This window comes from Cedecea sp. Ae19-4 (assembly GCF_059801165.1).
The window spans coordinates 326,928-349,244 of sequence record NZ_JBCHWG010000002.1; the positions used below are offsets into that span (position 1 = coordinate 326,928).

Genomic DNA, 22,317 nt, shown 5'->3' on the forward strand with positions numbered 1-22,317 from the left:
TCGCGCAACGAGAGAACAATGTATGTATCACCTTCGTGTGCCACAAACAGAAGAAGAACTAGATCGTTATTACCAGTTCCGCTGGGAAATGTTGCGCAAACCGCTGCATCAGCCAAAAGGTTCCGAGCGCGATGCCTGGGATGCAATGGCGCATCATCAGATGGTGGTCGATGAAGAGGGCAATACCGTTGCCGTGGGCCGCCTCTATATCAACGCCGATAACGAAGCCGCGATTCGCTTTATGGCGGTGCACCCGTCGGTTCAGGATAAAGGCTTAGGGACGCTGGTGGCGATGGCGCTGGAGTCCGTGGCGCGCCAGGAAGGCGTTAAGCGCGTGACCTGTAGCGCACGTGAAGATGCCGTTCCATTTTTTGCAAAGCTTGGCTTTGTGAATCAAGGGGAAATCACCACCCCGCAAACCACGCCGGTACGCCACTTCCTGATGATTAAGCCGGTCGCTACGCTTGATGACATCTTGCATCGGGGCGACTGGTGCGGACAGCTTCAACAGGCCTGGTACGAACATATTCCGCTGAGCGAGAAAATGGGCGTGCGTATTCAGCAGTACACTGGGCAAAAATTTATCACCACGATGCCGGAAACGGGCAACCAAAACCCGCACCACACGCTTTTTGCGGGGAGTTTGTTCTCGCTGGCCACGTTAACCGGCTGGGGGCTTATCTGGCTGATGCTGCGTGAGCGGCATCTCGGCGGGACGATTATTCTGGCCGATGCCCATATCCGTTATAGCAAACCGATCACCGGAAAACCGGGGGCTACGGCTGACCTGGGGTCGCTGAGTGGCGATCTCGACAGGCTGGCCCGGGGCCGCAAAGCTCGCGTAGCGCTTGAAGTCGAGCTTTACGGCAATGACACGCCCGGCGCGGTGTTTGAAGGCGTCTATCTGGTGCTGCCAGCTAAGCCGTTCGGCCCTCTGGAAGAGGGCGGAAACGAAGAGGAATAGGTTAGGATACAAGCTACGCGCCGGGCACATCTCCGTGGCGCATAGTCTGCTGAATCTGTTGCCCACTGGCGCTGGTGGCCTGCAAGGTGCCATTTACGGTGGGCTTCAGCGCAGTACCTGCGGCCACCTGCCCGGTCGCCGAAAGCTGCAGATTTCCGTTCCCCTCGAGCGGCAGAGCGGGCCAGCCCCAGGCGTGTAACACATTCACCGGCACGCTCTGGCCCTTCAGGCTAACGCTCACCGCACGCAGAGGCGTCTGGCTTACGTTTGCCCTGGCTTCCAGTAAGCCTTCACCCGCGAACGCACTTAGCTCCGTGATCGCGATCTGGCTCTGGTTCGCCGTCAGCGACAGCGACGGGCGCCGCACGTCAATGCGGTTAAAGGTGGCCGCCGCGGCATTAAACGAGGCATTGCCGGACCAAATACCCCACTGATGATCTCGTGCCAGCTGGATATTCGTGGCGGTGCCATCCAGCCCGGTGAGCTGGAATGGCCAGTTCGGGTCGATATCGATAACCAGATTACGGTTTGCCGAAAACTTTTTCACCGTAACGCTGTTCAACCAGTCAGGCAGTTTCTCCATCCACAGGGCCTTCCAGTTGGACGGGAGTGTGTATTCCAGCCCGCCTACGACCACTTCATCCATCACCGCTTGATTACCGTCGCGCAACCATTGCCCGGAAGCTCGAACCAGGCCGCCCTCCCAGCGCGAACTAAATTGCCGGAGCGTGGCACCTGCCGGGGCAAAATCGACGTTCACGATCGGATCCTGCAAATGCAGCGAACCGTTAATGAATTCGCTGGCGTTCATCGACAGCTGGCCGTCATCGCTTTGCCATCCCCCGTTCGCCAGCGACAGATTCCGCAGGCTAAGGGCAAGGTCGCTTACCGCCCACTCTTTCCCTTCCAGTCGTGCATCGGTTATTTCAAGGCGATCGATAGTTAACGAGGGAACAGATGTTACTGGCGCAAGAAAATCGGTGAGTGATTTTGCCGTTTGAAGGCGAATGTCATTGAGGCGCAGGCTGCCCACCTGCCATGAGCCGTCGGCGTTGCGGTGGGCATTACCCGTCAGCGAGCCGCGAGCAACGTCCGCCCCGATAGTGGTCAGCGTGACCTGTTCATTATCCAGCGTCCCTTGCAGCAGGACGTTGCTGGCGTTAATCCCGTTGAGCGTCAGAGAACCTGCGCTGAAAGCGATAGTGGCCTTGTTACCCAGCACTTTTCCGGCCTGCGGCAGCCAGGGGGCCACGCCGCCTTCAACGCGCTGGGCGCTGAGATTCCACTCGCTATCCGGGCTGTTAATCGCCATATCATGCAACTGCAGCTTATCTGCCTCAAGCGGGAGTGGAACCGCATTTGCGCTGAGATTTAACGTCCCTTGCTGGAGCAAAATAGTGTCGACATAGAGAGGCTGAGAAAACTGGCGCGTGCTCAGGCCAATATCCACGCTCTTCGCGACCAGAGTAGCGGGCTGGCCGGTGCGGCCAAAAGTAACGTTATGGAACACCAGATGGGTGGGCGAAGACCAGTCATGCGCCATCTCATTGAAAGAGAGGTGGTAGCTCGTTTTTTCATTCACCCAACTGCTGATTTGGCCCGCGCCCCAGCGGGTTTGCAGCAGGATGTAAAAGGCAACCAGCGCCAGTATCACAAGGCCCAACAGGATAAGAACCAGCTTTCCGAGGAATTTCATTGCCTTCCACCCCTTTCAGTTTCGCTAAGGGTGTTATGCCCGATTTACCGCTGTAGCTCAAGGAGGGGATTGTCAAAGGAGATTTCGCGCCGGCAAAAAATCATTGCCGGCGCGTGAGAGGATTATTCTTTTTCTGGCGGGAAAATCAGGTTCAGCACGATGGCCGTGATCCCACCGGCAGCAATGCCCGAAGAGAGTAGGGTTTTCAGCCAGTCAGGCGCGAACTGAAGGATCAGTGGCTGCTGGGATACGCCAAGGCCAACGGCGAGCGACAGGGCGATGATCATAATCGCGCGGCGGTTCAGCGGCTCGCGGGAGACGATACGCACCCCGGAAGCGGCAATGGTGCCGAACATCACAATCGTTGCGCCGCCGAGAACAGGTTCAGGAATATGCTGTACAAAGCCGCTTACTGCCGGGAACAGGCCCAGCACGATCAGCATCAGGGCGACAACAAAGCCCACATAGCGGCTGGCAACGCCGGTCAATTGAATAACCCCGTTGTTCTGACCAAAGCAGGAGTTAGGGAAAGTATTGAACACGGCAGAAACGCAGGAATTCAGACCATTAGCCAGCACGCCGCCCTTCAGGCGTTTCATGTACAGCGGGCCGGAAACAGGCTGTTCAGAGACGTCGGAGGTGGCGGTGATGTCGCCGATGGTTTCCAGCGAAGTCACCATAAACACCAGCATCAGCGGGATCAGCAGGCTCCAGTCGATGCCAAGTCCGTAATACAGTGGCGTAGGAACCATGATGAGGTCGGTGTTCGCGGCCTGAGTCGTGGCTGGCAGCATGTCCAGAGCCCAGGCGAGCAGATAGCCCACGGCCATCGCGATGACCAGGGATGCGACGCGCAGGTACGGATTACGCTGGCGGTTCAGCAGGATAATCACCAGCAGAACTGCGCCTGCCAGCAGCAGATTTTTCGGTGCGCCGAAAGTGTGATCGGCCATGGCGCCATAGCCACCGCCGATAGAGGTCAGCCCAACCTGAATCAGGGACAGACCGATAATCATGACCACCACGCCGGAAACCAGAGGAGTGATGATACGACGAGCAAGATGTAGCACTCGTGAAATCAGCATTTCCGTGCAGCTGGCAAGCATCAGCGTGCCAAAGAGTGCCGCCATCATCGTCGGCACGTCCGCACCGCCATTTTTCAGCGCCATGCCGCCCATAATCAGCGGAGAGACAAAGTTAAAGCTGGTGCCCTGAATCGACAGCAAACCTGAACCTACTGGCCCCCAGGCTTTGATTTGAATAATCGAAGCCACGCCAGAGGCAAACAAAGACATGCTGATAATGTGCTGTGTGTCCGATGCCGGTAACCCCAACGCCTGGCAAATTAACAATGCCGGTGTAATCACAGCCACAAACATCGCCAGCAGGTGTTGGCAGGCGGCAAAAAGGGTTTGTGGCAGCGGCGGGCGGTCTTCAAGGCGATAAATTAGTTCGCTCGGGCGAGTCTGCGCAACCGGTTGCGCATTATCTGACTCTACGGCATTCACGGACATCAGTGACGATCTCATGGCTGGAAAAGCGCTGATTTTAACGGACTGAACGGCAAAAGCAAACGATTGCTAGCCTGATGGGATAAGAGCGAAATGTCATAAATTGAGCATTAGTTATAACGAAGGCGCATTTTTTGGTTAAAATGCGCCGGCTGATTTCATCCATGAAGGAAATAACAGCGAAGGATAATTAAGCGCGAATGATGGATGCGCAATAAAAGGAGCCCTGCAATGTTTCATCTTGATACCCTTTCTACCCTGGTGGCCGCCACGTTAGTGCTGCTTCTGGGGCGTAAAATGGTCCACTCAGTCCCTTTCCTCAAAAAATACACTATTCCTGAACCCGTGGCCGGTGGGCTGCTGGTGGCGATAGCCCTGCTTGTCCTGAAAAAGAGCATGGGCTGGGAAATTGAGTTTGATATGAGCCTCAAAGATCCTTTGATGCTCGCTTTCTTCGCCACAATCGGCCTGAATGCGAATATCGCCAGTTTGCGCAAAGGCGGGAAAGTGGTGGGGATTTTCCTGTTTATCGTCGTTGGGCTACTGGTCATGCAGAACGCCATTGGCATCGGTATGGCCAGCATGTTGGGGCTCGATCCGCTGATGGGGCTGCTGGCAGGTTCGATAACGTTGTCCGGCGGGCACGGTACCGGTGCAGCCTGGGGCAAACTCTTTACCGAACGCTATGGTTTCCAGAATGCGACGGAAGTCGCTATGGCCTGTGCGACTTTTGGCCTGGTGCTGGGCGGTTTAATTGGTGGCCCGGTTGCCCGCTACCTGGTTAAACATTCGTCTACGCCGAATGGTGCGCCTGAAGACAACGAGATCCCCGGCGCGTTTGAAAAGCCAGATGTCGGGCGGGTCATTACCTCTTTGGTGATGATTGAAACCATCGCCCTGATTGCTATCTGCCTGACGGTGGGGCGTGTCGTTGCTGGGTTATTGCAGGGCACACCTTTTGAGCTGCCGACGTTTGTCTGCGTGCTGTTTATTGGCGTGATTCTCAGTAATTTGCTCGCGGCCGTGGGCTTCTATCGTGTCTTCGAACGGGCGGTTTCCGTACTGGGCAACGTCAGCCTTTCGCTGTTCCTGGCGATGGCGTTAATGAGCCTTAAACTTTGGGAACTGGCCTCTCTGGCGTTACCGATGCTGGCTATTCTGGCCGTACAAACGTTGTTTATGGCGCTGTACGCTATCTTTGTTACCTGGCGTTTGATGGGCAAAAACTACGATGCGGCGGTGCTGGCCGCCGGTCACTGTGGTTTTGGCATGGGCGCCACACCGACGGCGATAGCTAATATGCAGGCGATTACCGAGCGATTTGGTCCGTCGCATATGGCATTTTTGGTGGTGCCGATGGTGGGGGCGTTCTTTATCGACATCGTGAATGCGGTGGTGATCAAGCTGTTCCTGATGCTACCGCTGTTTGCTTAAGCGTTGGAGTAACGCTCGGTTTCCGGCATCCAGCGTTCTATAAGCGCCTTAGCCTGTTCAGGATAGCGTTCGTGGATATGGCGCGCCAGGCGCTGAACCTGCGGGATCATTCCCTGGTCCCGCAGCAGATCGGCCACTTTGAATTCTGCGTTACCCGTCTGGCGAGTTCCTAGCAGCTCGCCAGGCCCGCGGATCTCCAGGTCTTTTTGCGCAATCACAAAACCATCATTACTGTCTCTCAGCACCTGCAGGCGAAGCTGTGCCGTTTTGGATAGCGGGGATTTATACAGCAGCACGCAGTGAGAGGCTACGGCGCCACGGCCAACACGGCCGCGGAGCTGGTGGAGTTGCGCAAGCCCTAAACGCTCAGGATTTTCGATGATCATCAGGCTGGCGTTGGGCACATCCACGCCGACTTCAATCACCGTGGTGGCGACCAGAAGATGCAGTTCGCCCTGCTTGAAGGCCTGCATTACCGCCTGTTTTTCCTGTGGCTTCATGCGCCCGTGTACCAGACCAACGTTAAGCTCCGGGAGGGCGGTTTTTAGCTCTTCCCAGGTCACTTCCGCAGCCTGGGCTTCCAGCAGTTCAGACTCTTCAATCAGCGTACAAACCCAGTATGCCTGACGTTTTTCGTCGCGGCAGGCGTTGCGTACTCGCTCAATTATCTCGCTGCGGCGGGTGTCCGCTATTGCCACTGTAGTGACTGGCGTTCGTCCCGGCGGCAATTCATCGATGACTGAGGTATCGAGGTCAGCATAGGCAGTCATCGCCAGCGTGCGTGGAATCGGCGTTGCGGTCATGATCAGTTGATGAGGATGGAAGCCCTGAATCTGACCTTTTTCCCACAGCGCCAGGCGTTGATGCACGCCAAAACGGTGCTGCTCATCAATGATAACCAGCGCCAGCCCGGCAAACTGAACCTGCTCCTGGAAAATAGCGTGAGTGCCAACCACCATCGAAACCTGGCCGCTGGCAATGGCTTCCTGTTGCGCAATCCGGGCTTTGCCTTTTTGCTTCCCGGCCAGCCAGCCTACCTCGATACCTAATGGTTCAAACCACTGACGGAAGTTATTGGCGTGTTGCTCAGCCAGCAATTCTGTGGGGGCCATCAGGCCAACCTGCTTACCGTGTGCGATAGCACGAAGGGCTGCCAGGGCAGCAACCAGCGTTTTACCGGAACCTACGTCGCCCTGCACCAGACGCATCATAGGTACGTCCAGCGCCATATCTCGTTCTATTTCTGCGACGACTCGTTCCTGAGCCCCGGTAGGACTAAAGGGCAGGGCAGCAAGTAACTGGTTTTTTAGTGCGTCGTGATTAACCAGCGGTAGCGCATGGTAGCGCTGTGCCCCGGCTCGTAGCGCCAGCATACTCAGATTATGGGCAAGTAGCTCTTCGAGGATTAATCTCTGCTGAGCCGGATGTTTACCGGTTTCCAGATCGGCCAGTTTCATGTCCGGCGGCGGCCTGTGCAAGGTGCGTAATGCCTCCGGCAGGCTCATCATGCCCTGACTCAGTTCTGCGGGCAGAAGTTCGGTAATTGCGCAGGTATCCAGCAGCTCGAGTGCCTGATCGGTCAACTTACGTAGCGTGGCCTGGCGGATTCCCTCGGTCGTCGGGTAAACCGGCGTGAGCGTTTCCTGCAGATCCGGCGTACTGAGGTCGCCCTGAATGCGGTATTCAGGGTGGAACATCTCGGCACCGTATTTGCCACGTTTGGCTTCACCGTAGGCGAGCACGCGCTTGCCGGCAGAAAGGCTGTTTTTCATCGCGGCGTTGAAATTGAAAAAACGCATCGTGAGAATGCCGGTGCCGTCGCTAATCTGGCAGGTCATCATCCGGCGTCCGCCGAAGGTGATATTGCTGTTCAGCACTTCGCCTTCCACCGTGGCGTACAGGCCCGCCTGAAGGTCGTTAATGGGGTAAAGATGGGTACGGTCTTCGTAGCGAAGCGGCAGGTGCAGCAGCAGATCCTGGATGGTATGCAGGCCTATTTTGGCCAGCTTTCCGCTCTGGCTGGCGCCTACTCCGGCAAGCGTGCTTAGCGGTATGGCATCCAGCAGGCGGCCTTTCATGGCTTATTTCGCCGACTGCATCGTGGCCCACCATGCGGCATCAGCTTCTATCTCACCCTGCTGATTCACATGTGGGTACGGTAAGCCTTTCCGGCGGGAAACGTTCGCCAGCACAGGATAGCCACCTTCAAACAGCAGTCTCTGCTGCTCAGCTTCCGGTAACGTACTGTTTTCACGCTGATACATGCCTGCGTTTTGGCGCTGGCGCTGGGCTTCGTACAAAATCAGCGCCGAGGCGACGGACACGTTCAGGGATTGCACCATACCGATCATAGGAATAATGATGTCCTGATCGGCAAGCGCGAGCGCCTCTTCGGTAATGCCGGTTTTTTCCTGACCCATCAGAATGCAGGTGGGGCGAGTGTAATCTATCTCACGGAAGTCGACGGCTTTATCGGAAAGATGAGTCGCCAGAATTTGCATGCCGCCGCTTTTGAGCTGCCGGACGGCTTCGCCGATAGTTTTGTGTGTTTTGACTTGAACCCAGGAATTACTTCCTGCGGCGGAAGACGCCATGGTGCGCATACGGCTTCCTGGCCAAACGGCGTGCACTTCATGCACGCCTACGGCGTCGGCGGTACGGATGATGGCGGAGACGTTATGGGGCTTGTGCACCTGCTCCATACAAACGGTCAGGTCCGGCTGGCGTCTGGCGAGCATCTCGCAAATACGCGCATAACGTTGAGGATTCATAACTCTAGTTTCTGTTGCGGGTCACTTTAATCACATCCGGCATCACGCGAATCTTGCGCATGATGTTCGCCAGATGGACGCGATCCCGGGCTGTCAGGCGAATGAAGGCGCTGTATACGCGGCCGTCTTTCTCTTCGGTGTTCAGGCTCTGGATGTTAGAGCCCGCAGTGTTTATTGCCGCGGTCAGGTTTGCCAGCGCACCCTGGTGGTTAAACATGTCCACCTTGATCTCGGTGATAAACTCTTGCTCGATCTCTTTATCCCATTCCACGGCCATAAACTTCTCGGGCTCTTTCTGGTAGCCACGAATGTTTCGACAAGACTCATGGTGGATAACCAGCCCTTTACCTGGGCTGACGTGAGCGACGATAGGATCTCCCGGAATTGGGCGGCAGCACTTGGCAAAGGTAATCAGAACGCCGTCTGCACCTTTGATTGGCAAGTTGCTGTGATTTGCTGAAGGCGCTGTGCCTGACTGAGCAGCAACCGGTGATTCCCCTTGCAGGTTTTTCGCCACGACGACGCTCATTGCGTTCCCGAGGCCAATTTCGGCCAGCAGGTCGTCAAGTGACGCAAGCTTCATGCGGTCCAGTTCACGCTGGAGATTTTCGGCAGGAATTTCAGCCAGTTTACGGCTGCCACCGAGCGCATGGTTGAGCAGGCGACGCCCTAAACTGACGGAATCATCACGCTTCAGATTTTTCAGCATTTGGCGAATTTTGGCGCGAGCTTTGGAACTGACAACAAAATTAAGCCATGCGGCGTTTGGACGCGCCCCGGGTGCGGTGATGATTTCGATAGTCTGCCCGCTGGTCAACGACTGTGAAAGCGGGTAAGGCTGGCGATCGACGCGAGCGCCTACGCAGGCGTGACCGATATCGGTATGTACCGCGTAGGCGAAGTCCACCGGCGTTGCGCCTGCGGGCAGCTCTACAATGCGGCCTTCCGGGGTGAAAACGTAAATCTCATCCGGGAACAGATCGGATTTTACGCTCTCGATGAATTCAAATGAACTACCGGCACTTTGCTGCAGCTCCAGCAGGCTTTGCATCCAGCGCTGAGCGCGGATTTGTGCCGTCGTGCTGCTTTCGCCTTGCTCTTTATAAGCCCAGTGCGCAGCAACCCCCATTTCCGCCATCTGATCCATGTCTTCAGTACGGATTTGCACTTCAACCGGGACGCCGTGCGGCCCAATCATTGAGGTGTGCAGGGACTGATAGCCGTTCGCTTTCGGGATGGCGATATAGTCTTTCACCCGCCCTGGACGAGGTTTATAGAGGCTGTGCATCTGCCCGAGGACGCGATAGCAGGTATCCATGTCATGGACAATGACGCGAAACGCGTAGATATCCATGATCGAATGGAAACGCTGTTCTTTGAGCGTCATCTTGCAGTAAATGGAGTAAAGGTGCTTTTCGCGACCGCTAACGCGGCAGGCAATGCCTGCCTCCTGAAGACGCCCGTCGATTTCAGAGAGGATTTTTTGAATCATCTCTTTGCGGTTACCTCGCGCCGCTTTAACCACTTCTTTAATGACGCGGTAGCGGTTCGGATAAAGCGCTTCAAAGCCAAGCTCTTCCAGTTCGGTTTTCAGGTGATGAATACCGAGGCGGTGAGCGAGTGGGCTATAAATTTCGAGGGTTTCACGGGCAATACGGCGGCGTTTATCTGGGCGCAATGACCCAAGTGTGCGCATATTGTGCGTGCGGTCGGCAAGCTTGATCAAAATGACGCGAATATCCTGCACCATCGCCATGATCATTTTGCGGAAGTTTTCGGCCTGAGCCTCTTTCTTATCGCGGAACTTCAGTTTATCTAGCTTAGAAACCCCTTCCACCAGTTCGGCAACGCTTTTGCCAAACAGCTGTTCCATATCCTGGTAGGTGGCCGGGGTGTCTTCAATCACGTCATGCAGAAGCGCTGCCATTAGCGTTTCATGGTCGAGTTTCATCTCGGCCAGGATACAGGCAACGGCGACGGGATGGGTGATATAGGGTTCACCACTTGAACGTGTTTGTCCCTCGTGAGCATCACGTGCGACAAGGTATGCCTGCCGGAGGCGCTTAATTTGCTCCTCTGGCAGATAGTTTTGAATCAGCTGATTCAGGCTTTCAAACAGATACAAGGGCTACCCGCAGGCTAATTAACGACGACCTTCAGCAATAGCAGTCACGGCCTGCAGTTCTGCGGCTTCCTGCTCTTGCTGTTCCTGGCGCTCACGAACATCGAGAATCTGGTTGGTGATCAACCCTTCTTCGATTTCACGCAGTGCGATAACGGTCGTTTTATCGTTTTCTTCCGGTACCAGCGGATCTTTACCGCCAACCTGCATCTGACGAGCGCGACGCGCGGCCACAAGTACCAGGTCAAAACGGTTACCAATTTTCTCTACAGCGTCCTGAACGGTTACGCGTGCCATAATTAAAATGCTCCACAGGTGAAGAAATGACTGGGCATGATACTGAAACTGGTGTCAGTCTGCCAATAGTTTGCTGATTAAAGCGTCATGTCGCATCTTTTGGCGACCCATTCGTAGACGCTCGGCACGAATGATTATCTTTAAATCAGACAGGGCAGTGTCGAAGTCATCATTAACGATAAGGTAATCATACTCCGCATAGTGACTCATTTCTGCAACGGCTTGCGCCATGCGTTTTGCAATCACCTCTTCGCTATCCTGACCGCGACCACGCAGGCGCCGGTCCAGCTCGTCTTTTGACGGCGGCAGAATAAAGATACTGCGGGATTGCGGCATTTTCTTACGAATTTGCTCTGCACCCTGCCAGTCGATATCTAAAAACACATCTACGCCGGTCGCCAGCACATTTTCGATCGCCTGGCGGGATGTACCGTAGTAGTTACCAAATACTTCCGCGTGCTCAAGAAAAGCGTCTTCAGCGATCATCTGCTGGAATTCGTCTTTGCTGACAAAGAAGTAATGTTCCCCGTGATTTTCACCTGGGCGTTCACCGCGAGTGGTGTGCGAGATGGAAACCTGGGTGTCATACAGCGGTTGCGTCTTTAACAAAGCCTGGATGAGGCTGGATTTACCCGCGCCACTTGGAGCGGAAACAATATAAAGCGTGCCTTGAGCCATGAGTTCTAACTTAATCGGTATGCATAAAGGGAAGAGCGTCTACCGGCATATTATACACACCGCTGCCCCAGTACGTAGGTTTTGTCATTGCCAGGTGCGTTTTTTCTCGTGTTTTACGCGATGTTTTCCACCTTTTTGTCATTCTCGATGCAACGAGATTAGTTTTTAGGGACGTATCTCGTACGCAGGATCTTTCATGCTCGCGATTGATGCTGGACACGGTTATACCTCCCCGGAGAAAGGAAATGGAGGGTGGTATGAAAGGGGTCGCGTTAGCAGTTTTTGTCATTTTACTGGGGGTTTCATCAACGGTAATGGCATCGTGTCCAGCATGGTCTGATGTCAGAACACAGAAGGAGATTGAACGCCTTACGCACCAGCTATCCCTCTGGGATGACGCCTATTACCAGCGGGGAAAAAGTTTGGTGAGCGATGCCGTTTACGATGACTTAAAGGAGACACTGTCTGTCTGGAGGCGCTGCATTAAACAGGGGCAAGAGGCAGAGTCTGCAAGGATGGGAGCAGCAGGAAACTCGTCTCATCCTGTTGCGCATACAGGGCTGAAAAAGTTACCGGATAAACGTGCAGTCGAGCTATGGGCTGCAGGCCGACAGAACTTATGGGTACAGCCCAAAGTAGATGGGGTGGCTATCACACTGGTCTATCAACAAGGGCGGCTGGTGAAAATGCTAAGCCGTGGCAATGGCATTAAAGGAGAGGACTGGACGCATAAAGCTGCCGGTATTGATGCCATACCCCTTCATCTTGCCGGACCTCTTGCGAACAGCGTGCTGCAAGGCGAGCTTTTCCTGAAACGGGAAGGCCATATTCAAAGCCTGGCTGGAGGTGTGAATGCGAGATCTAAAGTTGCCGGGGAAATGCTTCGTACCGGGGCGGTTAGCGATCCAGACGCGCTGGGCATTTTTATCTGGGCATGGCCAGATGGCCCCAAAAGCCATGCTGAAAAAGGCAGTATATTGCGTGATGCCGGGTTTTCTCTGACGGCTCTATGGTCCCGGCCTGTAACAAACATTGATGAAATTGCCCGCTTACGTGAGGGGTGGTTTCGCCAGTCTCTTCCCTTTGTCACGGATGGCATTGTGATTCGTCAGGAACGTGAACCCGAGGCTAAATTCTGGCAGCCGGGGCAGGGGGAGTGGGCCATCGCGTGGAAATATCCTCCTGCTGAGCAAATCGCCGTGGTCCATAACGTTGATTTTGCCGTAGGGCGAACGGGTAAGGTGTCCGTCGTGCTTGAATTGGAAGAGGTTCAGCTCGACGATAAACGTGTTCGACGAGTGAATATCGGTTCACTAAAGCGCTGGCAGGAATGGGATGTTGTGGCCGGTGATAAAGTAAAAATAAGTCTGGCGGGACAGGGAATACCTCGGATGGACGAAGTCGTCTGGCGCGTCAGTCAGCGAGACACATCCATACCGGAAATGGTGGCTTTTACACCGGTGACTTGCCTTTATGCTTCATCTGAATGCGCAGAACAATTCATTGCCCGTCTGACGGAGATGAGCCAAAAGCAAGTTCTGGATTTGGATGGCGTTAGTCAAAGCACCTGGCGCCATCTACACATGACGTCACGCTTTCAGCACGTTTTTTCATGGCTGGATTTGAACAAGACAATTCTGTCTGGTTTACCGGGAATTTCAGTGAAAAAAGCCGAACTGTTATGGCATCAGTTTTCTCTGTCCCGAAAACAGCCGTTTATCCGCTGGGTATTGGCCTTAGGGATGCCGCTGCCGCGAAGTTCGCATGCCGTTCTTAAAGACAAGCACTGGCAGCAGCTTGGCGACTGGGATCAATCCCGATGGCAAACTTTACCCGGAGTGGGGGCTAAGCGGGCAAGCCAGTTAGTCGATTTTATGAAGCATCCACAGGTGATTGCCCTGGCCGCCTTCCTTGGCCAGCATAACATCCCGGGTTTTGGTCATCAGTGATCGGCGTGTTTGTAATGGAATACAGGTAGACCAAGCCGCAGGCGCAGTGCCAGTAGCCGAGAGCTAAAGCCGAATAATAAGGTTGCTATAACCACGACGTCATGGCTGCTGACGTAGTGCTGCAGCGCGATATACAGCACGGCTGAAGCAAAGGCGATACCAGCGTACAGTTCTTTCTGGAACACGAGGGGAATTCGTTTGCAGAACATATCTCTTAGCACACCGCCAAAGACGCCGGTGACAACGGCGGCAATGGTCGCAATGATTGGGCCTTCGCCCATATCCAAAGCAACCTGCGCACCGATAATAGAAAAGACAACGAGACCCAGCGCATCCAGTACCAAAAAGAGTTTGCGTAGGTGCGGCATTACGGGAGCCATGATGGTTGTGAGTACTGCCGCAACGGCAACAATCACTACGTACTCAGGGTGTTTCACCCAGCCGAGGGGATAGTGGCCCAGTAGAATATCGCGGACAGAACCACCGCCCAGCGCCGTGGCAGTGGCGATAATAATGACGCCAAACGTATCCATGCGACGACGCCCGGCTGCCAGTGCCCCGGTCATGGCTTCCGCCGTAATACCAATCAAATAAAGAATGTGTAGCAGCATAGTTGTCCCCTCAGAATACCGGCAGAGGGTAACGTTTTGTGCACTATGTCACGATTGAGATTTTCTAAGCTGAATGAATATAGATTAGTTTTATTTATCCAAAATATAAAATTTTTCCTTTATATTTGGGTGTTGTCAGGTTCTTTTCAAATTAAATGGATTAGTAGAAGTATTTAAGGAGGCGCAATGAAAATATCGGCGATGTTAAAAGCGCTAGCAAATGGCGTCAATCCAGAAACTGGAGAGGTGCTTGGCGCTAAATCAACAGCCAATAAGCCGGAAGCGATAAGAGCGCTGTTTGCCCTGGCTGAGGAGCTGTCGGTGAGCCCGGAAAAACAGAAAAAGCCCAGGCTAACCCCTGAGGAGAGACAGCAGCGTAACCTTGCCGAAGGACGTCCGGCTAAGTCTCACTTTCCCTGGGCCGAAGAAGAGAAACTGATTCTTGCAGAGCGATTTGAGCAAACTGGCGCTATCGAAACCCTGGGGGATGAGTTTGAACGTTCTCCGAGAGCGGTAGCTATTCAGCTTGAAAAGATGGGGCTTATCACTGCGGAGCAGCTATTGGCGTATACCTAGTACGCATCAAAAGAAAAAGCCTGCTGAACGCAGGCTTATGTCACGCTATTCGATATTCTGAATCTGTTCGCGCATCTGCTCGATCAGGACTTTCAGCTCGATAGCTGAATTGGTCACGTCGGCATTGATAGACTTGGAGGCCAGAGTATTCGACTCGCGGTTAAACTCCTGCATCATAAAGTCGAGGCGACGACCAACGGCTTCTTTCTTTTTCAGGATGTTGTAGGTCTCTTTGACGTGGGCTTCCAGACGGTCCAGCTCTTCCGCGACGTCAATGCGCTGTGCCATCAGCACCAGTTCTTGTTCAAGGCGGTTGTTCTCAAGCTGAACTTCGGCCTCTTCCAGCTTGTTAACCAGGCGCTCGCGCTGCCATTTCACTACTTCTGGCATTTGAGCACGGACTTTAACCACTTCGGCGCTGACGCCTTCCAGGCGTTGTTCAATCATCCCTTTCAGGGCCTGACCTTCGGTTTCACGGGCAACAATAAAGTCGTCCAGGGCGCCATCAAGAGCGGAAAGGATTTCAGCGGTAATCGCATCAAGATCCTGCTCCTGAGCGGCCATCACGCCTGGCCAGCGTAGAATATCAACCGGGTTGATTTCACCTTCATCGCTTTGCATTTTGACCCAGTTAGCGGCCTCAACCAGCTGCTTAGCCAGCTTTTCATTAAGAATCAGCGATCCTTGTGAACGGGCATCGGGCTCAAAGCGCAGGTTGCACTCAATTTTGCCGCGGGTGAGGCGGTTGCGAATGCGCTCACGAGCAACAGGCTCAAGACTGCGGAACTGTTCCGGCATGCGGATATACGTTTCGAGATAGCGCTGGTTTACCGAGCGTAATTCCCAGGAGGCGGAGCCCCATTCACCTTTTACTTCACGCCGGGCGTAGGCGGTCATACTGCGGATCATAGTACGTACCCGTTTTCAGCTAATGTATGGGGGGATTATAGCCATCAGGGGTCTTGCAGGATAGGAATAAGCGCCTGAAGTCCGTATAATGCGCAGCCACATTCGTTTTAGCCGGAGAAAAGCCCATGCGTCCATCAGGTCGTAGCGCCGAACAAGTGCGCCCAGTTACCCTGACCCGTCATTACACTAAACACGCTGAAGGTTCCGTGCTTGTCGAGTTCGGTGATACCAAAGTGTTGTGCACCGCGACCCTTGAAGAAGGCGTGCCTCGCTTTCTGAAAGGCCAGGGTCAGGGCTGGATCACCGCTGAATACGGCATGCTGCCGCGTGCAACCCATAGCCGTAATGCCCGTGAAGCGGCAAAAGGCAAACAAGGTGGCCGTACTCTCGAGATTCAACGTCTCATCGCCCGTTCACTACGCGCAGCGGTGGACCTAAAAGCATTGGGTGAATTCACCATCACCCTGGACTGCGACGTTCTGCAGGCCGACGGCGGCACTCGCACCGCGTCCATCACCGGTGCCTGTGTAGCGCTGGCCGATGCGTTAAACGGTCTGGTCGCTTCTGGCAAACTGAAAACTAATCCTATGAAAGGGATGGTTGCGGCGGTTTCCGTTGGTATCGTCAACGGTGAAGCTCTCTGCGATCTGGAATATGTCGAAGACTCGGCAGCCGAAACCGACATGAATGTTGTCATGATGGAAGACGGGCGCATGATTGAGGTGCAGGGTACTGCGGAAGGTGAGCCGTTCTCCCACGAAGAGTTACTGGCGCTACTGGCGTTGGCTCGAGGGGGCATTGATTCCATCATCGCGTCGCAGAAGGCGGCGTTAGAAAATTAATTTTTTAAAAGCGACTGAGAAGTCGCTTTTTTTATGTCTGTGTCACAATGCTAAGGAGCAAATCCATGAAACCGTATCAGCGCCAGTTTATTGAGTTTGCGCTTAACAAACAGGTACTCAAGTTTGGCGAATTCACGCTGAAATCCGGGCGCACTAGCCCCTATTTCTTCAACGCCGGGCTGTTTAATACCGGGCGCGATCTGGCGTTATTAGGGCGTTTCTATGCTGCCGCTCTGATGGACTCCGGCATCGATTTTGATCTGCTCTTTGGCCCGGCCTATAAAGGCATTCCTATCGCGACAACGACCGCGGTGGCACTGGCTGAGCACCACGAGCGCGATGTGCCTTACTGCTTTAATCGCAAAGAAGCGAAAGATCATGGCGAAGGCGGTAATTTGGTGGGTAGTGCGCTTCAGGGCCGCGTTATGCTGGTGGACGACGTGATAACGGCTGGGACCGCTATTCGTGAGTCAATGGAGATCATTGCCGCGAACGGTGCGAGCCTTGCCGGGGTGCTTATTTCTCTTGACCGACAGGAGCGTGGCCGTGCGGATATCTCCGCCATTCAGGAAGTTGAGCGCGACTATCAGTGCAAAGTCATTTCGATCATCACGCTCAAAGACCTGATTTCTTACCTGGAAGAGAAGCCAGAAATGGCGGACAAGCTGGCTGCAGTGCGTAAATATCGCGAAGAGTTCGGCGTCTAAGTCGGAAAATCAATAAGGGCCTTCCGGCCCTTATTGACTAGTAAAGCTGAGCAGCAATGAGCGGCCAGCGGGTATCAAAATCATCCGTAGGCAGATAGCGGAAATCACTTCTCACAAATCGTGACAGCATTCCTTCACAGAAAGCCAGTAGCTGGCTCGCCAGCAAGGATTCATCGGTGCTAAACCCTTCGCCTTCGCGCATTTTTTTTTCACGCATGACCTGGCGCAGCTGAACCTCAATGCGTTCAAAAAGCTGGTTGATGCGATCCTGCAGGCGATCCTGCTCAAACATCAGCGCGTGCCCGGTGAGGATACGCGTCAGACCTGGGTTCCGTTCACCAAAACCCAACACCAAAAGTACGATCAACCGCAGGCGGGCCAGCGTGTCTTTTTCATCTTTTAGAATCAGGTTAATGCGGGTAATCAGGCTATCTTCGATAAACTCAATCAGGCTATCGAACATTTTCATTTTGCTGGGAAAATGCCGATAAAGTGCGGCTTCGGACACGCCAACGGTTGCCGCTAGTTTAGCGGTCGTAATGCGTTGGCTGCCGTCGCTGGATTCGAGCATTTGGGCCAGAGACTGAAGTATTTCCTCGCGACGATTCCTTTTCGCGGTCTGTTTTTCTGCCATGTTCTAAAATACCCCTGAAAAATACCTTGTCAGGTAAGCACCGAACCGCGCCCACAAACGCTTGGTTTGCGGTCTGTTTTAACGTTATCTACGCGGTAGGGTTACGTTGATAAAACGGTATTACTGGCGGCCTGAATGACCAAATCCGCCTTCGCCACGGTCGCTGGCGTCAAAATCTTCAACCAGGTTAAATTCTGCCTGCACAACAGGTACAAAGACCATCTGCGCAATGCGTTCGCCGGGCTGAATGGTGAAGCTGTCCTGGCCGCGGTTCCAGACAGAAACCATCAGCTGGCCTTGATAATCGGAGTCAATCAGCCCCACCAGGTTACCCAGCACAACACCGTGTTTGTGGCCCAGGCCGGAACGAGGCAGGATGACCGCTGCCAGAGAGGCGTCAGCAATGTGAATAGCCAGGCCGGTTGGCAGCAGCGTTGTTGCACCAGGTGCAAGTTCTACGGCGTCATCCAGGCAAGCGCGCAGGTCAAGACCGGCAGAGCCGGAGGTGGCGTAAGTTGGTAACGGGAATTGCTGACCAACTCGCGGGTCCAGAATTTTAACGTCGATTTTTTTCATCATAGCGGGTAACGATCTCGTCCAGTAAAAGGTGGCCAAGGAGTGCTTTACGCTCAAGCGGTAAGACTTTGTCTCCCTCCTGCCAGAAAAGGTGCAATGCGTTATTATCGCTATTAAACCCTTGATTATTCTGAGATACGTCATTAGCGCAGATCAGATCCAGGTTTTTAGCGGCACGCTTTTTCCGGGCGTATTCTTCCACATTATTTGTTTCGGCGGCAAACCCTACTACATAGGGACGTCCTTCAGAAAGCGCCGCAACACCCGCAACAACATCCGGGTTTTTGACCATTTTTAGCGTAATTTCATCGCCTTGCTTTTTAATTTTCTCGTCAGCAACCACGGCTGCTCGATAGTCGGCAACGGCGGCACAGCCAATGAATATATGCTGCCCGGTGACGCGTTTTTGGACCACTTCATTCATTTCCAGCGCCGTAGTGACGTCAATGCGGTTGACCCATGCCGGAGTAGGCAGATTTACCGGGCCTGAAATCAGGGTTACGTTTGCCCCGCGAGCTGCCGCTGCGGCGGCTATAGAAAACCCCATCTTTCCTGAGCTGTCGTTAGTAATGTATCTGACGGGATCCAGGCGTTCGCGCGTTGGGCCGGCGGTAATCATGACGTTCAGATGTTGCAGATCTTTGACTACGGAGAAATGTTCAACGGCCATATCAACCAGCGTTAGCGGATCTAACATTCGGCCTGGTCCAGTATCGCCGCAGGCCTGGCTTCCGCTATCCGGGCCCCAAATCAGGAGACCACGAGCGCTTAGCACGTCCAAATTATGTTGAGTGGCGGCCGCGCGGAACATTTGTTGGTTCATTGCCGGAACAACGGCAACCGGTGCGGCGGTTGCCAGGCAAATAGTGCTGACCAGGTCGTTTGCCATGCCTGCAGTCACGCGCGCAATCAGGTCTGCTGTCGCAGGTGCGAGTATCACTAAATCTGCCCATTTGCCGAGTTCGATGTGGCCCATGGCGGCTTCTGCTGCGGGGTCTAGCAAACTGTCGGACACAGGATAACCGGACACTGCTTGCAAACTTAGTGGCGTGATGAAGGCCTTCGCCGCCTCGGTCATTACCACTCGTACATCCGCTCCGCGATCGCGCAGACGACGAACCAGCTCAGGTGTTTTATAGGCAGCAATACCGCCGCTCACACCAAGAACAATTTTCTTGCCGGAAAGTCCCATCATGATTTTTATCCGTTGGAAGTCACAGTCGAATGGCCATTTTATCACAATCCCTGGCAGGCGACTTTTTGCAGTTTGCGAGGCACTACGCAAGACCAAAACCCGCTCATCGCCTGATAATAAAAAAGGCCGCATCATGAGAGTGTTAAGAGAGGGAGAGGTGCGATGGACAGGGATAATGAGATTGAAAACGCGTATTTACCCAGGGAAAAGCTGCTGCAATTCGGTGTGGGTGCTCTCACCGATACTGAGCTGCTTGCGCTCTTTTTACGTACGGGCCACCAGGGAATGCACGTTTTGGTTTTTGCCAATATGCTGCTGCGTGAGTTTGGTTCCCTGCACCGCTTGTTGTCGGCAGATTTTTCCCATTTCAAGGGCGTGAAGGGGATTGGTGAAGCGAAATACACTCAACTAAACGCGATTGCCGAGCTGGCGAGGCGTTATTACTCGTCTCAGGGTATCAAAGAACTCTCATTGCTTACGCCTGGAAAGGTGCGGGAGTATGTGCAGAGTCAGTTGACGACCGAGCAGCGTGAAATCTTTATGGTGCTGTTTTTGAATAATCAGCATCAGGTTATTAAATGTGAGCGGTTGTTTGCCGGAACGCTAAGTCACGTTGAAGTTCACCCGAGAGAAATTGTCCGTGAAGCGATGAAATGCAACGCCGGTGCCATTATACTGGCGCACAACCACCCGTCAGGTAAGGCCGAACCCAGTAAAGCAGACCGGGCTATTACGGAACGCATCGTGAAAGTTTGCCTGTTTATGGAAATTCGAGTGCTTGATCATCTGGTTATTGGTCACGGAGAATACGTTTCTTTCGCTGAACGAGGGTGGATTTAAGCCATCAGGCGCGATCCATTGGGATCTTTGTCTGTTCGGGACTTGAGCACATGCCTCACACAGCGTATACTACGCCACCTTTGAGAATCTCGGGTTTGGCATTATGCGCCTGGCACTGTGGTTCACATTGAACCGCCAGGGACCAGGCTTGCAGCCTGACGAGGCGCCTAACCCTATACGAAGCTCGAGCTAATTTGATTTTTGGAGAATAGACATGTCCCGAGTCTGCCAAGTTACTGGCAAGCGTCCGGCGACCGGTAATAACCGTTCCCACGCACTGAACGCGACTAAACGCCGTTTCCTGCCGAACCTGCACTCTCACCGTTTCTGGGTTGAGAGCGAGAAGCGTTTTGTCACCCTGCGTGTATCTGCTAAAGGTATGCGTGTAATCGATAAGAAAGGCATCGATACAGTTCTGTCCGAACTGCGTGCCCGTGGCGAAAAGTACTAAGTACTTAGAGGAAATAAATCATGGCTAAAGGTATTCGTGAGAAAATCAAGCTGGTTTCTTCTGCTGGTACTGGTCACTTCTATACCACCACGAAGAACAAACGTACTAAGCCGGAAAAACTGGAACTGAAAAAGTTCGATCCAGTTGTCCGTCAGCACGTTGTATATAAAGAAGCCAAAATTAAATAATTCTGGTAACTTTGTTGAAGAAACCCGGCTCAGGCCGGGTTTTTTTATGCCTGCTTCCCGGAGGAGAGATGCCTGAATTACCAGAGGTAGAAACCAGTCGTCGCGGTATTGAGCCGCACCTGGTGGGTGAAACCATCCTGTATGCCGTTGTGCGCAATGCTCGACTGCGCTGGCCGGTTTCTGATGAAATACATGCTCTGAGCGATAAGCCGGTGTTGAGCGTACAGCGGCGGGCGAAGTATTTGCTGCTGGAGCTACCGGATGGCTGGATCATCATTCATCTGGGAATGTCCGGCAGCCTGAGGATCCTCGCGGAAGAACTTCCTGCGGAAAAGCACGATCATGTCGATCTGATCATGAATAACGGCAAAGTTCTGCGCTATACCGATCCCCGCCGCTTTGGCGCCTGGCTGTGGGTCAAAGAGCTGGAAGGGAACAATGTATTGTCTCACCTTGGTCCGGAGCCTTTGAGCGACACATTCAGTGCAGAATACCTGCGCGAAAAATCGGCCAAAAAGAAAATGGCTATCAAGCCCTGGCTAATGGATAACAAACTGGTTGTTGGGGTGGGGAATATCTATGCCAGCGAATCCTTGTTCGCAGCGGGGATCCATCCCGACCGTAGCGCACAGTCGCTATCAAAAAAAGAGTCTGAAACTCTGGTCGCAGCTATCAAAGCTGTATTGCAACGCTCAATAGAACAAGGTGGAACCACTTTAAAAGACTTCCTTCAGTCCGATGGCAAACCCGGCTATTTTGCTCAGGAGCTGCAGGTATATGGCCGGGAAGGAGAGCCTTGCAGGGTATGCGGTACGCCGATTTCCGCCGCTAAGCACGCCCAGCGTAGCACTTACTATTGTCGCCGCTGTCAGCGATAGCTATTTAAGCCTTTCGATAAGCGCTTTACAGACATGCTCTGGCAGGAAGTGGGCGACATCTCCGTGATGGCGCGCCACTTCTTTGACAAGGGAAGAAGAGACAAACGACCACTCTTTAGATGGCATCAGGAACACGCTTTCCAGTTCAGGCATGAGATGGCGGTTCATGTGGGCCAGCTGCATTTCATATTCAAAATCAGCCGCGGTGCGCAACCCACGCACCAGCACGTTCGCCTGCTGGTTACGTGCAAAGCTTGCCATTAAATCGCTGAAACCGAGAACCTGAACGTTGGGTAAATGCGCAAGTGCCTGTTGCGCCAGCGCAACGCGTTCATCCAGGGTGAACAAGGCATTCTTGCTGGGGCTTGCTGCAATCGCAAGGATCACCTGGTCAAACATACTGGCTGCACGGGTAACGATATCAATATGGCCGTTGGTGATGGGATCGAAAGTCCCCGGATAGATTGCCCGCTTTTGCATATCTGACC

General features: G+C 53.7%; 23 protein-coding genes. 10 read left to right on the forward strand and 13 right to left on the reverse strand.

Going from position 1 to position 22,317, the window contains the following annotated elements; genetic code table 11:
• Nucleotides 1-22 precede the first annotated feature (22 nt).
• Nucleotides 23-964 carry a fatty acid biosynthesis protein FabY gene (gene fabY, locus AAIE02_RS14305; protein WP_008457400.1) on the forward strand — a complete coding sequence of 314 codons (942 nt, stop codon included), beginning with the start codon at nt 23-25 and terminating at the stop codon, nt 962-964.
• Between the two features lie 13 nt (nt 965-977).
• Here the strand turns inward: fabY and AAIE02_RS14310 are convergent, their stop codons facing one another.
• Both AAIE02_RS14310 and AAIE02_RS14315 read right to left on the reverse strand, forming a co-directional pair.
• A complete protein-coding gene (locus AAIE02_RS14310; RefSeq protein ID WP_498532805.1) occupies nt 978-2,660 on the reverse strand; it encodes an AsmA family protein in 1,683 nt (560 codons plus the stop codon).
• 122 nt (nt 2,661-2,782) lie between these two features.
• Nucleotides 2,783-4,174 carry a nucleobase:cation symporter-2 family protein gene (locus AAIE02_RS14315; RefSeq protein ID WP_008457403.1) on the reverse strand — a complete coding sequence of 464 codons (1,392 nt, stop codon included), beginning with the start codon at nt 4,172-4,174 and terminating at the stop codon, nt 2,783-2,785.
• 228 nt (nt 4,175-4,402) lie between these two features.
• On the opposite strand from AAIE02_RS14315, the gene gltS reads away from it, so the two are divergent.
• A complete protein-coding gene (gene gltS, locus AAIE02_RS14320) occupies nt 4,403-5,605 on the forward strand; it encodes a sodium/glutamate symporter (RefSeq protein ID WP_213716157.1) in 1,203 nt (400 codons plus the stop codon).
• Here gltS and recG read toward each other — a convergent pair.
• From recG to gmk, 5 genes are read right to left on the reverse strand one after another with little or no spacing between them, the layout of a single operon-like run.
• Nucleotides 5,602-7,683 carry an ATP-dependent DNA helicase RecG gene (gene recG, locus AAIE02_RS14325; protein ID WP_498532806.1) on the reverse strand — a complete coding sequence of 694 codons (2,082 nt, stop codon included), beginning with the start codon at nt 7,681-7,683 and terminating at the stop codon, nt 5,602-5,604. The genes gltS and recG overlap by 4 nt on opposite strands.
• 3 nt (nt 7,684-7,686) lie before the next feature.
• Nucleotides 7,687-8,376, reverse strand: a complete 690-nt coding sequence (gene trmH / locus AAIE02_RS14330; RefSeq protein ID WP_008457409.1) for a tRNA (guanosine(18)-2'-O)-methyltransferase TrmH — start codon at nt 8,374-8,376, stop codon at nt 7,687-7,689.
• A gap of 4 nt (nt 8,377-8,380) precedes the next feature.
• Entirely contained in the window at nt 8,381-10,501 is a 2,121-nt protein-coding gene (gene spoT, locus AAIE02_RS14335; protein ID WP_166995804.1) for a bifunctional GTP diphosphokinase/guanosine-3',5'-bis pyrophosphate 3'-pyrophosphohydrolase, read from the reverse strand.
• An 18-nt stretch (nt 10,502-10,519) separates the two neighbouring features.
• On the reverse strand, nt 10,520-10,795 hold the full coding sequence (gene rpoZ / locus AAIE02_RS14340; protein WP_008457417.1) for a DNA-directed RNA polymerase subunit omega: 276 nt from the start codon (nt 10,793-10,795) through the stop codon (nt 10,520-10,522).
• 54 nt (nt 10,796-10,849) lie between these two features.
• Nucleotides 10,850-11,473 (reverse strand): guanylate kinase, encoded by a 624-nt coding sequence (gene gmk, locus AAIE02_RS14345; protein ID WP_008457418.1) that lies wholly within the window; start codon nt 11,471-11,473, stop codon nt 10,850-10,852.
• A gap of 257 nt (nt 11,474-11,730) precedes the next feature.
• Here gmk and ligB point away from each other — a divergent pair, with 257 nt between their 5' ends.
• Nucleotides 11,731-13,422 carry an NAD-dependent DNA ligase LigB gene (ligB, locus tag AAIE02_RS14350; protein ID WP_498532807.1) on the forward strand — a complete coding sequence of 564 codons (1,692 nt, stop codon included), beginning with the start codon at nt 11,731-11,733 and terminating at the stop codon, nt 13,420-13,422.
• On the opposite strand, the gene AAIE02_RS14355 is transcribed toward ligB, so the two are convergent.
• Nucleotides 13,416-14,033: a trimeric intracellular cation channel family protein gene (locus AAIE02_RS14355; RefSeq protein WP_008457422.1), complete on the reverse strand. Its 618-nt coding sequence runs from the start codon at nt 14,031-14,033 to the stop codon at nt 13,416-13,418. The genes ligB and AAIE02_RS14355 overlap by 7 nt on opposite strands.
• Nucleotides 14,034-14,219: 186 nt before the next feature.
• Between AAIE02_RS14355 and AAIE02_RS14360 the strand changes: the two genes are divergently transcribed.
• Nucleotides 14,220-14,609, forward strand: a complete 390-nt coding sequence (locus AAIE02_RS14360; RefSeq protein WP_498532808.1) for a hypothetical protein — start codon at nt 14,220-14,222, stop codon at nt 14,607-14,609.
• 45 nt (nt 14,610-14,654) lie between these two features.
• Here the strand turns inward: AAIE02_RS14360 and AAIE02_RS14365 are convergent, their stop codons facing one another.
• Nucleotides 14,655-15,518: a YicC/YloC family endoribonuclease gene (locus tag AAIE02_RS14365; protein ID WP_498532809.1), complete on the reverse strand. Its 864-nt coding sequence runs from the start codon at nt 15,516-15,518 to the stop codon at nt 14,655-14,657.
• 125 nt (nt 15,519-15,643) lie between these two features.
• Between AAIE02_RS14365 and rph the strand changes: the two genes are divergently transcribed.
• Nucleotides 15,644-16,360 (forward strand): ribonuclease PH, encoded by a 717-nt coding sequence (gene rph, locus AAIE02_RS14370; protein ID WP_008457427.1) that lies wholly within the window; start codon nt 15,644-15,646, stop codon nt 16,358-16,360.
• A gap of 65 nt (nt 16,361-16,425) precedes the next feature.
• Nucleotides 16,426-17,067 carry an orotate phosphoribosyltransferase gene (gene pyrE, locus AAIE02_RS14375; protein ID WP_008457428.1) on the forward strand — a complete coding sequence of 214 codons (642 nt, stop codon included), beginning with the start codon at nt 16,426-16,428 and terminating at the stop codon, nt 17,065-17,067.
• A 37-nt stretch (nt 17,068-17,104) separates the two neighbouring features.
• On the opposite strand, the gene slmA is transcribed toward pyrE, so the two are convergent.
• The 3 genes from slmA to coaBC all read right to left on the reverse strand — a co-directional run bounded on the left by slmA (nt 17,105) and on the right by coaBC (nt 19,469).
• Nucleotides 17,105-17,701, reverse strand: a complete 597-nt coding sequence (gene slmA, locus AAIE02_RS14380) for a nucleoid occlusion factor SlmA (protein ID WP_008457430.1) — start codon at nt 17,699-17,701, stop codon at nt 17,105-17,107.
• A gap of 120 nt (nt 17,702-17,821) precedes the next feature.
• On the reverse strand, nt 17,822-18,280 hold the full coding sequence (gene dut, locus AAIE02_RS14385; protein WP_034808728.1) for a dUTP diphosphatase: 459 nt from the start codon (nt 18,278-18,280) through the stop codon (nt 17,822-17,824).
• Nucleotides 18,258-19,469 (reverse strand): bifunctional phosphopantothenoylcysteine decarboxylase/phosphopantothenate--cysteine ligase CoaBC, encoded by a 1,212-nt coding sequence (gene coaBC, locus AAIE02_RS14390; protein WP_205246591.1) that lies wholly within the window; start codon nt 19,467-19,469, stop codon nt 18,258-18,260. The genes dut and coaBC overlap by 23 nt, the downstream gene beginning before the upstream one ends.
• Nucleotides 19,470-19,634: 165 nt before the next feature.
• Here coaBC and radC point away from each other — a divergent pair, with 165 nt between their 5' ends.
• The 4 genes from radC to mutM all read left to right on the forward strand — a co-directional run bounded on the left by radC (nt 19,635) and on the right by mutM (nt 21,829).
• Nucleotides 19,635-20,312, forward strand: a complete 678-nt coding sequence (gene radC / locus AAIE02_RS14395) for a RadC family protein (protein ID WP_498532810.1) — start codon at nt 19,635-19,637, stop codon at nt 20,310-20,312.
• A 214-nt stretch (nt 20,313-20,526) separates the two neighbouring features.
• Complete coding sequence (gene rpmB / locus AAIE02_RS14400; protein ID WP_008457442.1) at nt 20,527-20,763, forward strand: 50S ribosomal protein L28; 237 nt, start codon at nt 20,527-20,529, stop codon at nt 20,761-20,763.
• A 20-nt stretch (nt 20,764-20,783) separates the two neighbouring features.
• Complete coding sequence (gene rpmG / locus AAIE02_RS14405; protein ID WP_002436700.1) at nt 20,784-20,951, forward strand: 50S ribosomal protein L33; 168 nt, start codon at nt 20,784-20,786, stop codon at nt 20,949-20,951.
• A gap of 68 nt (nt 20,952-21,019) precedes the next feature.
• Nucleotides 21,020-21,829, forward strand: a complete 810-nt coding sequence (gene mutM / locus AAIE02_RS14410; protein WP_498532811.1) for a bifunctional DNA-formamidopyrimidine glycosylase/DNA-(apurinic or apyrimidinic site) lyase — start codon at nt 21,020-21,022, stop codon at nt 21,827-21,829.
• Here mutM and coaD read toward each other — a convergent pair whose 3' ends face one another.
• Nucleotides 21,830-22,309: a pantetheine-phosphate adenylyltransferase gene (gene coaD / locus AAIE02_RS14415; protein ID WP_008457448.1), complete on the reverse strand. Its 480-nt coding sequence runs from the start codon at nt 22,307-22,309 to the stop codon at nt 21,830-21,832. It abuts the gene before it with no gap.
• Between the last annotated feature and the right edge of the window lie 8 nt (nt 22,310-22,317).